This is a genomic window from Sphingomonas cannabina, assembly GCF_021391395.1.
Lineage (GTDB): Bacteria > Pseudomonadota > Alphaproteobacteria > Sphingomonadales > Sphingomonadaceae > Sphingomonas > Sphingomonas cannabina.
In genome coordinates, this window is record NZ_CP090059.1 from 1,575,962 (window position 1) to 1,587,901 (window position 11,940).

At 67.9% G+C, this 11,940-nt stretch carries 12 protein-coding genes and 1 tRNA gene; 6 read left to right on the top strand and 7 right to left on the bottom strand.

Features of this window, described 5'->3' with window-relative positions:
• Nucleotides 1–125 precede the first annotated feature (125 nt).
• The 4 genes from LZK98_RS07580 to LZK98_RS07595 all read right to left on the bottom strand — a co-directional run bounded on the left by LZK98_RS07580 (nucleotide 126) and on the right by LZK98_RS07595 (nucleotide 3,684).
• Nucleotides 126–629, bottom strand: a complete 504-nt coding sequence (locus LZK98_RS07580; protein WP_233785790.1) for an SRPBCC family protein — start codon at nucleotides 627–629, stop codon at nucleotides 126–128.
• The gene (locus LZK98_RS07585; protein ID WP_233785791.1) at nucleotides 613–969 is read right to left on the bottom strand and encodes an ArsR/SmtB family transcription factor; all 357 of its coding nucleotides are present in this window, start codon (nucleotides 967–969) and stop codon (nucleotides 613–615) included. The genes LZK98_RS07580 and LZK98_RS07585 overlap by 17 nt, the downstream gene beginning before the upstream one ends.
• A 532-nt stretch (nucleotides 970–1,501) precedes the next feature.
• A complete protein-coding gene (locus tag LZK98_RS07590; protein ID WP_233785792.1) occupies nucleotides 1,502–2,488 on the bottom strand; it encodes an NADP-dependent oxidoreductase in 987 nt (328 codons plus the stop codon).
• Between the two features lie 131 nt (nucleotides 2,489–2,619).
• Complete coding sequence (locus LZK98_RS07595; protein ID WP_233785793.1) at nucleotides 2,620–3,684, bottom strand: DUF2171 domain-containing protein; 1,065 nt, start codon at nucleotides 3,682–3,684, stop codon at nucleotides 2,620–2,622.
• 232 nt (nucleotides 3,685–3,916) lie between these two features.
• Between LZK98_RS07595 and LZK98_RS07600 the strand changes: the two genes are divergently transcribed.
• The 4 genes from LZK98_RS07600 (at nucleotide 3,917) to LZK98_RS07615 (ending at nucleotide 7,255) form a co-directional block, all read left to right on the top strand.
• Nucleotides 3,917–3,992, top strand: a tRNA-Ala gene (locus LZK98_RS07600).
• Nucleotides 3,993–4,136: 144 nt separating this feature from the next.
• Nucleotides 4,137–5,720, top strand: coding sequence for a hypothetical protein (locus LZK98_RS07605; protein WP_406694016.1), 1,584 nt, complete (start codon nucleotides 4,137–4,139; stop codon nucleotides 5,718–5,720).
• A gap of 36 nt (nucleotides 5,721–5,756) precedes the next feature.
• Nucleotides 5,757–6,518 (top strand): NUDIX hydrolase, encoded by a 762-nt coding sequence (locus tag LZK98_RS07610; RefSeq protein ID WP_233785794.1) that lies wholly within the window; start codon nucleotides 5,757–5,759, stop codon nucleotides 6,516–6,518.
• On the top strand, nucleotides 6,515–7,255 hold the full coding sequence (locus LZK98_RS07615; RefSeq protein ID WP_233785795.1) for an extensin-like domain-containing protein: 741 nt from the start codon (nucleotides 6,515–6,517) through the stop codon (nucleotides 7,253–7,255). Before LZK98_RS07610 ends, LZK98_RS07615 begins: the two co-directional genes overlap by 4 nt.
• Nucleotides 7,256–7,259: 4 nt before the next feature.
• Here LZK98_RS07615 and LZK98_RS07620 read toward each other — a convergent pair whose 3' ends face one another.
• On the bottom strand, nucleotides 7,260–7,811 hold the full coding sequence (locus LZK98_RS07620; RefSeq protein WP_233785796.1) for a hypothetical protein: 552 nt from the start codon (nucleotides 7,809–7,811) through the stop codon (nucleotides 7,260–7,262).
• A gap of 349 nt (nucleotides 7,812–8,160) precedes the next feature.
• Here LZK98_RS07620 and LZK98_RS07625 point away from each other — a divergent pair, with 349 nt between their 5' ends.
• Entirely contained in the window at nucleotides 8,161–8,736 is a 576-nt protein-coding gene (locus tag LZK98_RS07625) for a CHAP domain-containing protein (protein ID WP_233785797.1), read from the top strand.
• A 1-nt stretch (nucleotide 8,737) separates the two neighbouring features.
• On the opposite strand, the gene msrB is transcribed toward LZK98_RS07625, so the two are convergent.
• Entirely contained in the window at nucleotides 8,738–9,220 is a 483-nt protein-coding gene (msrB, locus tag LZK98_RS07630; RefSeq protein ID WP_233785798.1) for a peptide-methionine (R)-S-oxide reductase MsrB, read from the bottom strand.
• Between the two features lie 92 nt (nucleotides 9,221–9,312).
• Between msrB and LZK98_RS07635 the strand changes: the two genes are divergently transcribed.
• Nucleotides 9,313–10,128, top strand: coding sequence for a ThuA domain-containing protein (locus LZK98_RS07635; RefSeq protein WP_233785799.1), 816 nt, complete (start codon nucleotides 9,313–9,315; stop codon nucleotides 10,126–10,128).
• 541 nt (nucleotides 10,129–10,669) lie between these two features.
• Here the strand turns inward: LZK98_RS07635 and LZK98_RS07640 are convergent.
• Complete coding sequence (locus tag LZK98_RS07640) at nucleotides 10,670–11,914, bottom strand: cytochrome P450 (protein ID WP_233785800.1); 1,245 nt, start codon at nucleotides 11,912–11,914, stop codon at nucleotides 10,670–10,672.
• Nucleotides 11,915–11,940: the final 26 nt, after the last annotated feature.

An 11,940-nucleotide genomic window follows, 5' to 3' on the forward strand; every position in this document is an offset into this window, starting at 1 on the left:
GGTGGTTAGCCGTCGTTGGGGCAGCGACAGGGGTTCGGCGGATGCGCGCTCGGCTCCAGCCGGAAAGGCCGATGGAGTCCTTTCTCAAAAGCAGACGTTCCCCGAGGCGATTTTCCCGACCCGCGCTACTCGCCGATGCTGGAAAGGAATTCGTCGAGTTGCTCCAGTTGCTCCGGCAATGCGGCCGCCGAGCCCTGCAGTGCTTCCTCGAGCGCCTCCTTGGACGGATAGGCTTCGTGGAAACGCAGCAGCGTCTTACCGCCCTGGTCCTCGAAGGTCACGGTCGTGACCGCGCCCTCTTCGCCCTCGTCGTTGGTCCAGACGATGCGCTCGTTCGGCACCACCTCGAGATACTTGCCGTAGAAGGCCATGGTATCCGAACCGCCGGCGCTGAATTCCAGGCGATATTTGCCGCCGGTACGGACGTCCATATCGCACGATACCAGCGAAACGCCGGATGCCGATCTTGGCATCCACCAGCGCTGGAACAACTCAGCTTGGCTCCACGCCCGGTAAACCATGCTCGGCGGCGCATCGAATGCCCGCGTTACGACGAGTTCGCGATCCCCTCTGCGCTCGATTGACGTGCGGTTCTGCGCACCGCCTGCACTGCTAACCTGCTGATTCATCGCTTCCCTCCTGTTTCATTTCGCTGATGATTTCGTCCAATGCGTCGAAGCGGGCCTCGAACAGCTTGCGATGCGCCTCGATCCACTCGGCCTCCGCCTCGAGGCCGCGTTTCCCGAGCTTGCAGGTCCTCACCCGTCCGACCTTCTGCGTGACGACGAGCCCCGCCCGCTCGAGAACCTGGACGTGCTTCTTCATGCCGGTCAGCGTCATCTGGAACTTGTCCGCGAGACTGGTGATCGACGCGCTCTCTCGCCCAAGCTGATCGATGATCCCGCGGCGGGTCGCATCGGACAGCGCCGCAAACGAGAGATCGAGGGGAGGGCTTGAATACTGAACCATATAGTTCAGTGTCTAGCCTGCTCGCACAGGAAGCGCAAGCGTCCCGAACTTTCCATGCCGTAGACCGGTCATCCGAGGCGCGTGCTTGCGCTCGATATGCCGGGTGCGATCCGGAACCGGGATGGCCGCCGTCTCTCACGCCTTGCAATGTAGGATTTCGCCTGCTTGGCTCGTCGGGTCCGAGCTGCGCGAGGCGCCGGCCCGCTCTTTGATCCTGTCGATCCCATCCCGCGTCGCGCCGCTGTCGCGTCCCCGCCGCATCCCTGGCGCGTCAGCGTCGCGCTGCTGGCGCGCCTCTGTCGCGCCCTTGGCGCGCCGGTGTCGCGCCGCTGTCGCGTTGCCGTCGCATCCCTGTCGCGTCGGCGCCGCGTTCCCACGTGCCGGCTCGCGTGCACCTGCCCCGAGTCAATTTAGTCAACATTTTCGGGGCAATCCGACACCAGAAACGCAATCCGGAAAGGGGCCCGCTCTACCCGTGACTTTCGTGACCTTCGACGGATTTCCGCGGGTTTCCGGCGCCTGTCGCCGTCTCTCAGAGGCGCACCAGCATCTTGCCGGTGTTGGCGCCGCTGAACAGGCCGAGGAAGGCGTCGGGCATCGCCTCGATCCCGTCGACCACCGTCTCCTCCCGCCTGAGCTGCCCGGCGGCGAGAAGCGCGCCCATGCCGCGGTAGAACTCGTCCGCGCGGTGCATATGGTCGAAGACCAGGAAGCCGGTGATACGGATGCGTGCGCCGATCACGCGGGCGAGGTAGCGCAGCCTCGTCGGTTCGGCGCTGTTGTAGACGTCGATCATCCCGCAGATCGCGAAACGCGCATGCAGCCGCGCCGCGGCGAGTGCAGCATCGAGATGGCCGGCGCCGACATTGTCGAAATAGACGTCGATCCCGTCGGGCGCTGCCGCGCGCAGCCCGTCCAGCACAGGCCCGGCCTTGTAATCGATCACCTGGTCGGCGCCGAGCGAGCGCACCCAGGCGCATTTCTCCGCCCCGCCCGCCGAGCCGATCACCGTCATTCCCTTGGCCTTGGCGATCTGGACCACGGTCGATCCGACCGCGCCCGCCGCGGCGGAGACGAACACCGTCTCGCCCGGCTTGGCCTCGGCGACGTCGAGCAGGCCGAAATAGGCGGTCATGCCCGGCATCCCGAGCTGCCCCAGGAACGCCTGCGGCGGCACGTCGAGCGCCGGCAGCTTCTGCGCCTCGTCCGCGGGCAGCGCCGCCTCCTCGCGCCAGCCGCGCATGTGCTGGACGAGATCGCCCGGCGCGAAGCCGTCGGCCCGGCTCTCGACCACCTTGCCGACCGCGCCGCCGGTCATCGGCTCGCCGAGCGCATAGGGGGCGGCATAGCTCTTCGCGTCGTTCATCCGGCCGCGCATATAGGGGTCGACCGACAGCCACAGGTTGCGCACCCGGATCTCGCCTTCGCGGAGCGCGGACGGCTCGATCTCCCTGAGCGCAAAGTCGCCGGCCTGCGGCAATCCCTGCGGGCGGCGTTCGAGGGTCCAGGCGCGGGGCATCGTCGCTCTCCCATTGGCTTTCGAGCCATGGGTATGGCCGCCGCGCCCGCACCGCAAGCGCGTGATGCGAAAACGCCCGGGCGGCGAGGCCCGGGCGTTCCATAGCTGGATCGGGCAGGCGCCCGGCCGGCTCAATAGGTGCCGGAGAAGCTCCGGTTGAGGTTGGTCGTGCCCTCGCCGGTGTCGCGATCGCGGTCGCGATCCGATCCGAAGAAGGCGCTCGAGCGCTCCTCGTCGCGCCAGTGCGTCTTCGCTTCCTCGGCCGACTTGATGATCGTCACCTTACCGTCGACCGACTGGATCCAGCTCGACGGGATCGAGTGATGGCGGCCGCCCGCGTCGGCATCGCTCTTGGTCAGGACGATACGGTCGCCGCGGACGCAGTCGACGGTGCCGACATGCTCGCCGTCGGAGCCGACCACCTCCATATGCTCCTCGACCTGCTGCAGCGCGCTGCGCTGGGTCTGGCGGTTCGAGCGCCAGGTGCCGAACTCGCTCTCGAACCGGCGCGCATTCTCCCGGCGATATTCGTCATAGTCGCGGTCGAGCGCGTCGATCTGCGAGCGGCGCCAGTTGTGATAGTCGCGGTCGTGGTGGCCGTAGCCCGCCCAATTCTGACCACGCTCGCCATAGCCCATGCGCTCGTCATAGCGCTGGTCGAGTTCGCGGCGGCGCTCGGCATCCTCGTCGCCGAACCACGAGCGGACCTCGTCGCCTGCCCGCGCCATGAAGCCGCGGTCCTCATAGTCGTAGCCCTCGGGCACGCGGCCAAAGTCGCGGCGCCCGCGATAGCCGCGCTCGCGCCAGTCGTCGCGGCCGCCGCGATAATCGCGCTCATATCCGCCGCGCCCGGTTTCGGTGAAGCGATGTCCGTCATGGGCATAGGCGCCGCGATAGTCGCCGCCGAAATTCTGCTGGCCGTAGCCCTGGCCGCGGTAGCCGTAATAATCGCGCTCGCCATAGCCGCGCCGGCCATAGTCGCCGGGCCGCTCGTACGACGCACCATAGCCGCCGCCATAGCCGGTGCCGCCGCCGCGGAAATTGCGGTCGTAGCGCGGGCCGATCACTCCGGCGGCCTCGTAGTTGCGGGCGCTCGAATAGCTGTAGTCGCGGCCGGATCCGTAGTCGCGGCCATAGTCCTGTTCCTCGCGGTCATAGTCGCGCGTGAAATCGTCGTTGCGGAAACGGTCGGTCATGTCCTGCATCCTTCCTTCGAACCTGTCTGGATGCGCGCCGCGACGGCGGCGGCTCCTCCGGGGAATCAAAGGACGACGACAGCGAATGTTCCGCGCCGGAAGGCGCCCGGGGCGACGAAACGGGCCAGCCGGGCGTTGAGAAAAAAGCTTGCGCGATGGGCGTTGCATCGCCCGAACCATGCCGCTAAGGGAGCGCCTCCCGACGGCCACGGCCGGGCGGGACCGGGAGTGCGGGGCTGTAGCTCAGATGGGAGAGCGCTGCAATCGCACTGCAGAGGTCAGGGGTTCGATTCCCCTCAGCTCCACCATCGCCTCCCGTTTGAAATTCCACGATTTTATTCCCGCCGCCTGACCCACTCTCGACCGCGCATCGGCACGTCGGGGCGCGGCGGGCTTGATCCTGAGCGGCGATAGAGCATTAAAACCGCATGGTTTTGCGTAAACGACGGTCGATGCCCGCGGGCTTCGCCATCACCGCCGCGCTGCTGCTGGCGCCCTTTGCCCTGTCGCCGCTGCCCGCCGCGGACCCGGCGCCGTTCGACCTGCCGGGGCCGGCGCTCGGCATCTCCGTCACGCGTAACGGCGTCACGCTGCCGATCGGGGAGGTGCCGGCGCTGGCGGAGGGGGACAAGCTGACGATCGCCGCCGACCTGCCGGAGGACCAGCGCGCCCGCTTCCTGCTGCTGTCCGCCTTCCTCAGCGGCGCGACCAACCCGCCGCCCAAGGACTGGATCCGCACCGCCGAGACCTGGAAGCGCAAGGCCAAGGACAAGCGCCTTGCCCTGACGGTGCCGGAGGGGGCGCGGCAGCTGGTCCTGTTCCTGGTTCCCGAGACCGGCGGAGCGTCCGACACCATCACCGACGCGGTGCGCGGGCGGCCGGGCGAGTTCGTCCGGGCGACGCAGGATCTCAACCAAGCGTCGCTCGACCGCTCGCGGCTCAACGTCTTCATGGCCGCGATCCGCGCGCAGGAGGACACGCATCCCGAATATCTGAGGAGCATCGCCCCCAGGCTGGCGCGCAGCCTGTCGATGAAGCTCAACGCCGATTGCCTTGCCCAGGTGATCGAGCAGCAGGCGGCGTGCCTCCTCGAGAACCGCGACTCGCTGATCCTTGCCGACGTGCACACCAGCTCGCTGAGCGAGACGCTGGTCGGCGCGCCGACCGATCTCGCCCTGCAGCTCAGCTACACGCGTGAGGGCGGCCTCGGCTATTACAGCCCCTATATCGGCGTCGTCCGCGACATCGCCCGGGTGTTCGGCGCGTTCAGCAATCCGCAGTTCGGCTATCTTCCGACGCTGAGCCTGCGGCAGGGCGACCGCGTGTCGCTGCTCCTCAACGCCGCGCCGTCGTTCGCCAAGCCCAAGTCGGTGATGGTCGTCTCGATGCCCGCGATCGGGCCGGATCGCCCGCCGCAGCTGCACAATGCGGCCGAGCGCCCGATCTGCGCCACCCGGCCGAATGCGGTCCTTCCCGTCGAAGGCGCGCCGCTGATCTATTCGACCGGCTATGCGCGCAACATGAAGGTGCGGCTCGCCGCGGCGTCGGGCCGTACTCTCGACGTGCCGGTCAAGGCGCGTCCGGACCTCGGCGGCTATGTCTGGGCGGGTGCGATTCCCGCCGGCGCGCCGAAGGGCGCGGTCACCGCCCAGCTCCATGGCTTCTGGGGATTCGATCCGTTCGACGGCCCGCAATTCGACCTGCAGTTCCCCGGCGACACGGGCTGGAGCGCCGGCGAGGGCGTGCCGCTGGCAGTCGGGCGCGACAACAAGGTGGTGTTGAGCGGGCCGGCTCCTGCCTGCGTGGAAAGCATTGCCCTGCGATCGGGCAATTCACCCTCGCGGCCGATCGCCTGGACGATGGCCGACGACGGCCGCATCGCGGTGACCCTTCCGCTGCGCGAGACCCCCGGCGGCGAGGTCGCGATCGAGATCAGGCAGTTCGGTGCCGCCAAGCCCGTGAAGCTGCCCTTGCCGGTCCAGGCGGAGGCCGCGCCGGTCGAGCCGGCCGTGACGCCGGCCCCGCCCGCGCCTTGATTGCCGCTGCCCGGCCGCCGCTCTAGATCAGGAGACATGGCCGATCAGCCCGCAGCGATCATCCCCGCCGCCACCGTCGTCGTGATGCGCGACCGCCCGAGCGGCGCGCCCGAGCTGCTGATGCTGGAGCGGTCGGCGGCGATGTCCTTCGCCGGCGGGGCGCTGGTGTTTCCCGGCGGACGGGTCGATCCCGGCGATCGGGCGCTGGCGGAGGTCGGCGGCGCCGACGATCCCGAGGACGCCGCCGCACGGATCGCCGCGGTGCGCGAGGCGATCGAGGAAGCGGGAATCGCGCTGGCGCTCGATCCGATGCCGGACGCCGCTGTGCTCGGGGAGATGCGGGCGGCGCTTCACGGCGGGATGCCCCTTGGTGAGGCACTCGAGAGGGTGGGAGCGGGGCTGGCGCTCGACCGGCTGGTGCCGTTCGCGCGGTGGCTGCCGCTCGGCGTCCCGCATCGCATCTTCGATACGCGCTTCTATCTCGCTCGAGCCCCGGAAGGCGCGGCCCCGAGCGTTGACGCGACCGAGAATAGCCGCCTGTTCTGGGCCACCGCCAGCGACGTGCTGGAGGAGGCTGACGCCGGCCGAGCGACGATCATTTTCCCCACCCGGCGCAACCTCGAGCGGCTCGCGCTGTTCGGCAGCTTTAACGATGCAGTCGCCGATGCGCGCGCGCATCCCGTACGGACGATCACGCCGCACGTCGAGGTGCGGGACGGCGTCGAGCATCTCTGCATCCCGGACGATCTCGGCTACCCAGTCACCGCGGAGCGGCTGACCCGCGTCCGGCGCGCATGAGCAAACCCCGCAAGACGCTGTGGAAGCTGTGGTGGACGGTCAAGAACGCCTCCGTGCTGCTGGCGTTCCTGTTCGTGCTCTATGCGTTGATGAAGGCGCGGCCACAGGACCTGCCCTGGACGGAGCTCGACCTTGCCGAGACGCCGGGCATCTCCACCGGCGACAAGCTCATGGCGCTTGGCGGGGACTTCGCCGAATGCCGCGCGCTGCTCGACAAGGCCGGTGTGCGCTTCACGCCGCTGGCGCCGCTCGCCGACGGACAATGCGGCTACAGCAACGGCGTGCGGCTGGATGATGGGGGATCGCAGCAGATCGCCTTCTCACCCGACCGGCTGGGCGTGTCCTGTCCGGTCGCGGCGGGGCTGGCGATGCTCGAATGGAACGTGATTCAACCCGCCGCACAACGCCATTTTCGCTCGCGCGTGGTGCGGATCGAGCATCTCGGCAGCTACAACTGCCGCCGCATGTACGGCCGCAGCACCGGCGACTGGAGTGAGCATGCCCATGCCAACGCCCTTGACGTTGCCGGCTTCGTCCTCGCGGACGGAACGCGGATCAGCGTGCTGAAGGATTGGCAGGGGCAGGGGGAGAAGCCGCGCTTCCTGCATGAGGTCCGCGACGGCGCGTGCGAGTTGTTCGCGACCGTCCTGTCGCCCGATTACAACGCTGCCCACCGCGACCATTTCCACATCGATCAGGCGCAGCGCGGCGCGCTCGGTTCACGAGCGTGCCGCTAGCAGCTCAGTTAGGCAGCGCGGCCGCGTCGACCTTCTCGACCCAATAGGGGAAGAAGGCCGGCTTGCGCGTCGACCAGCCTGAGGCGGTCGCCGCCGCTTCGCTGATCGACTGGAGCAGCTTGCGGCGAAGGTCCGGGTGCAGCGTCGGCAGCGCCGATGCGGCGCAGAATGCCGCCGGCAGCCACGGCCGCACCTCGGCGCCGATCAGCCGCTCGTAGAGGAAGCGATAGGCCGAGAAGGTCGGCAGCCGCCCTTGGCCGAGGTCGAACGCCGACACCGTGATCAGCGGCGCCATGAACGGCTCGATTGCCTCGAGCCCGCTGTCGTCGGGCAGCAGCGCACGGACCTCGGGAAGCCGGTCGTACATCCGCGCCTGCGCCCGGATGCTCGCCGCCTCGACCACGTCGCGCGACCAGCGCGCCAGCGCATCCTCGCGATCGAGCCCGATGTCGAGCGCGCGCCGGATGTAGCGCTGCGTCGCCGCGCTGAACCCGGCGAATTCCTTCATCTCCGCCAGCGTCATCGCGCCTTCGGCCGGTTTCATCTTGGAAGCCATCGTCGTCACCCCACCCGCCAAACACGACAGGACGATGCACCCGAGCGGTTAACCAACCCCTTAACCATTCGTCGTCCGCCGTTCATCTATGGAAACATGAACGCCGTTGCACCGCAACAAAGCTGCGACGAACCGAGTCGGCTATCCACAGGATTTCGTGCAGTGATGCATGGAGGCAACAATATGTAGCCTCTTGCGAGCGATGCAGCCGCGGCGGGATCGGGGTGAACCGAAAGGTTCCGCTCAATTCGTCCCATCAGGTCACCGGTTCAACGCCGATGGGGTTCCCGCGCCCGTCCGCGCCTGCATAGTGCCTCCCAGTTGGATCGTTAAGGACCGGGGGGTCTTCATGCACATTCGCGGTGTTGCGGCGCGTGTCGCGCTGGTGGCTGCCGGCCTGCTGATGACCGCCGCTCCCGCCCAGGCCAAGTTCTGGCAGTGCGTGCCCTACGCCCGCATGATTTCCGGCGTGAACATCCACGGCAATGCGCTCACCTGGTGGGATCAGGCCGCGGGGCGCTACGAGCGCGGCTCGGCGCCGAAGAAGGGCGCGGTGCTCGCCTTCGCGCCGACCAGGCGGATGCGGCTCGGCCATGTCGCCACCGTCTCCAAGGTGGTGAGCGAGCGCGAGGTGCTGCTGACCCATGCCAACTGGTCGCGCCGCGGCGGCGTCGAGACCGATGTCCGCGCGGTCGACGTGTCCGAGGCCGGCGACTGGAGCCGCGTCAAGGTATGGTACGCGCCGAACGGCGGGCTCGGCACCTCCACCTACCCGACCCACGGCTTCATCTATCCGGACAGCGCGCCGACGACGACGCCGGATGAGGATGAGGCGCCGATTGCCCCGGTGATGACCGCGGCGGCCACCGCAGCCGCGAACTTCAAGCTTGCCAGCATCACGGCGATCGGCACCGCCTCGAACTGAGCTATCCTGTCAGGGCGCGGGGCGTGAACGCCAGCGCCACGCCGTTCATGCAATAGCGTTTGCCGGTCGGCTTCGGGCCGTCATCAAACACATGCCCCAGATGCCCGCCGCAGCGGCGGCAATGGACCTCGTTGCGCACCATGCCGAGCGTGGTATCGCGACTCAGCGCGACGGCATTGGGGAGGGGCGCCCAGAAGCTCGGCCAGCCGGTACCGCTGTCGAACTTGGTCCTGGAGGTGAACAGCGGCAGCTGGCAGCCGGCGCAGGAGAAGACGCCGGAGCGATGCTCCTTGTTGAGAGGGCTGGTGAAGGGATATTCGGTGCTCGCCTTGCGCAGCACGGCATAGGCCTGCGGCGACAGCCGCTTGCGCCATTCGGCGTCGGAGAGCTGGACCTCGTAGGCCGCGACAGTGCTTCCCGGCCATAGGGCGGCGGCGGTGAAGCCGGTCAGGCCGACGAAGACGGTCCGCCGATCGATGTGCATCGAAACCTCTCCAGCAGGGCGCAAGCAGACGAGGGCTCGCCTGAAACGCCAGTCCGGTCCATATGGACCCGCGATCAATATGGAGAGGGGCGATGGCGATTGGCAAGCTGGCGATGCTGCTCGCGGGATTGATGCTGGCCGGAGCGGCGCAGCAGCCGCCGCGCGATCCGCACCTCCCGGCGCCGGTCGTCGACAGCGTGCCGCCCGAGCTGCCGCGTGGACTTCGCGACGGCGTGCTGATCCTGTCCAAGACCAACGGCTGGCGCCATCTCGAGCATCTTCCGCATTCGAACGCCGTGATTGGCGAGCTCGCGGCGGCCGCCCGGCGGCGCAGCTATGCGACCGAGAATGCGGCGGTGCTGAACGAGGCCCAGCTCGCGCATTTCTCGGTGGTGGTGCTGAATAGCGTCAGCGGCGACTTTGCCACTCCGGCACAGCAGGCGGCGCTCCGCAAGTGGATCGAAGCGGGCGGCGGCGTGGTGGCGCTTCATGCGGCGGGCGACGGCAGCCATGCCTGGCCATGGTGGATCGACGAGGTGATCGGCGCGCGCTTCACCGGCCATCCGGGCGGTGCGGATCATATCCAGCGGGCCAGTATCTCGATCCTCGCGCCGGATCATCCGGTGATGGCGGGCGTCCGGCTGCCCTGGGCGCCGGAGGACGAATGGTATTCGTTCGATCGCGTGCCGGGCGGTGCCGGGCTCACCCTGCTCGCGACCATCGACGAGGGCAGCTACCGCCCGCCGGAGGGCAAGGCGATGGGCAAGCTCCATCCGGTGATCTGGGCACGGCAGGTGGGGCGGGGCCGGGTGGTCTATGCCGCGCTCGGACACACGCCCGAAGCCTATGACGACCCGAACTTCCGGCGCGTCATCGCCAATGCCTTGCGCTGGGTGGCGAAGCGCTAGGTCGCGTCGCATGTCGCGGCCGCCGCTTGCCGGTTCGAGGTCGACCGAAAAAGTTGACTAAATTGACTCGGGGCGCGTGTCTGCGAGCCTACGCTGGGAAGGCTGCGTCGACGCGACAGGGAAGCGACAGGGAAGCGACAGGGAAGCGACAGGGAAGCGACAGGGAAGCGACAGGGACGCGACATGGACGCGACATGTGTGCGACGCGGACGCGCCATGAGCGCGGCACGGGAATGAACGGGGTCAAAGAGCGGACCGACGCTCGCGGACGTCGGAGCGCACGAGCCAAGCAAACGAAATCCTACATTGCAAGGGCGGCAGGGCGTCCGCACTCAACAGTGGCGAACCTGCCTTGTGCTTTTCCGTATGAGACCGAATCGTGCTCCTGCGAAGGCAGGAGCCTTGGCCGAGAGCGCCTCGGCTTGCCAGGGCTCCTGCCTTCGCAGGAGCACCGGTTTCATTTCTTCGGACAGACCATAGCCCCTCCTCCTGAAGGGGAGGGGTTAGATTGCCGAACGTCGATCAGTCCCTGCTTTCAGGTTCAATACCGGCTCAGCTCCACCGGCATCTTGCGGTATCCGTGAACGAAGCAGGCGGAGACGCGCACCGGCTCCTCGAGCAGGTTCACGCGCAGCCGCCGCTTCGCCATCTCCTCGAGCAGCACGCTGATCTGCAGCTCCGCCAGCCGCGCGCCGACGCAGCGGTGGATGCCGTGGCCGAAGGCGAGGTGGCGCCGCGCGTTCGGGCGGTCGACCACGATCTTGTCGGCATCCTCGCCGAACACGCTCTCGTCGCGGTTGGCGGAGATGTACCAGAGCGCGATCTTGTCGCCCTCCTTGATCCTGTGCCCCTCGACCTCGGTATCCTGCGTCGCCGTCCGCCGCATGTGGGCGAGCGGGGTCTGCCAGCGGATGATGTCCTGCACCGCGTTCGGGATCAGCGACGGATCGGCCTCCAGCTTCGCGCGCTCGTCGGGGAACTGGTTGAGGCCATAGGCGTAGGCCGACATCGAGTTGCGCGTGGTGTCGTTGCCGCCGACGATCAGCAGGATGAGGTTCCCGATGAACTCGTACTGATCCATGTGCGCCATCGCGTCGGAATGGATCATCATGCTGATGAGGTCGGGGGTCGGTTCCTTGCCGACCTTCTGGTTCCACAGGTTCTGGAAATAGGCGCCGCACTCGAACATGTGCTGCAGCCGCTGCTGGCGGAGCTCGTCGTTCTTGACGATCTCGATGTCGCCGGCCCAGTCCGACCAGAAGGTGAGCTTGCGCCGGTCCTCCCACGGGAAGTCGAACAGGATCGCCAGCATCTGCGTGGTCAGCTCGATCGAGACGCGGTCGACCCAGTCGAACGTCTCGCCGACCGGCAGCGCGTCGAGGATCTCGGACGTGCGGCGGCGGATGTCGTCGGTCATCCGCACCATTTCCGACGGGGTGAAGGCCGGTGCGACGGTGCGGCGCTGCGCCGTATGCACCGGGCGGTCGCGGGCGATGAACATCGGCATCTTCACCCCGTCCGTGGAGGGATCGAAGTCGGCGATGGTGATCCCGCCCGCCTCCGATGAGAAGATTTCGGGAAGCGATTCGATATGGACGATCGGCTTGTAGGTCGCGACCGACCAGAACGGGCCGAAGCCGCTGTGCTCGGTCTTGTGGATACCGCCGCGGCGCCGGATCTCGGCGAAGGGCGCCTGCCACACGTCGTCGCGGTAGAGCTCGGGCCGGCTGACGTCGAGCGGATCGACCTCCGGGCTATGCACCGAATCCTGCGCAAGCGTCGCCATCCTGCCTCTCCCGATATGCGGCGAGG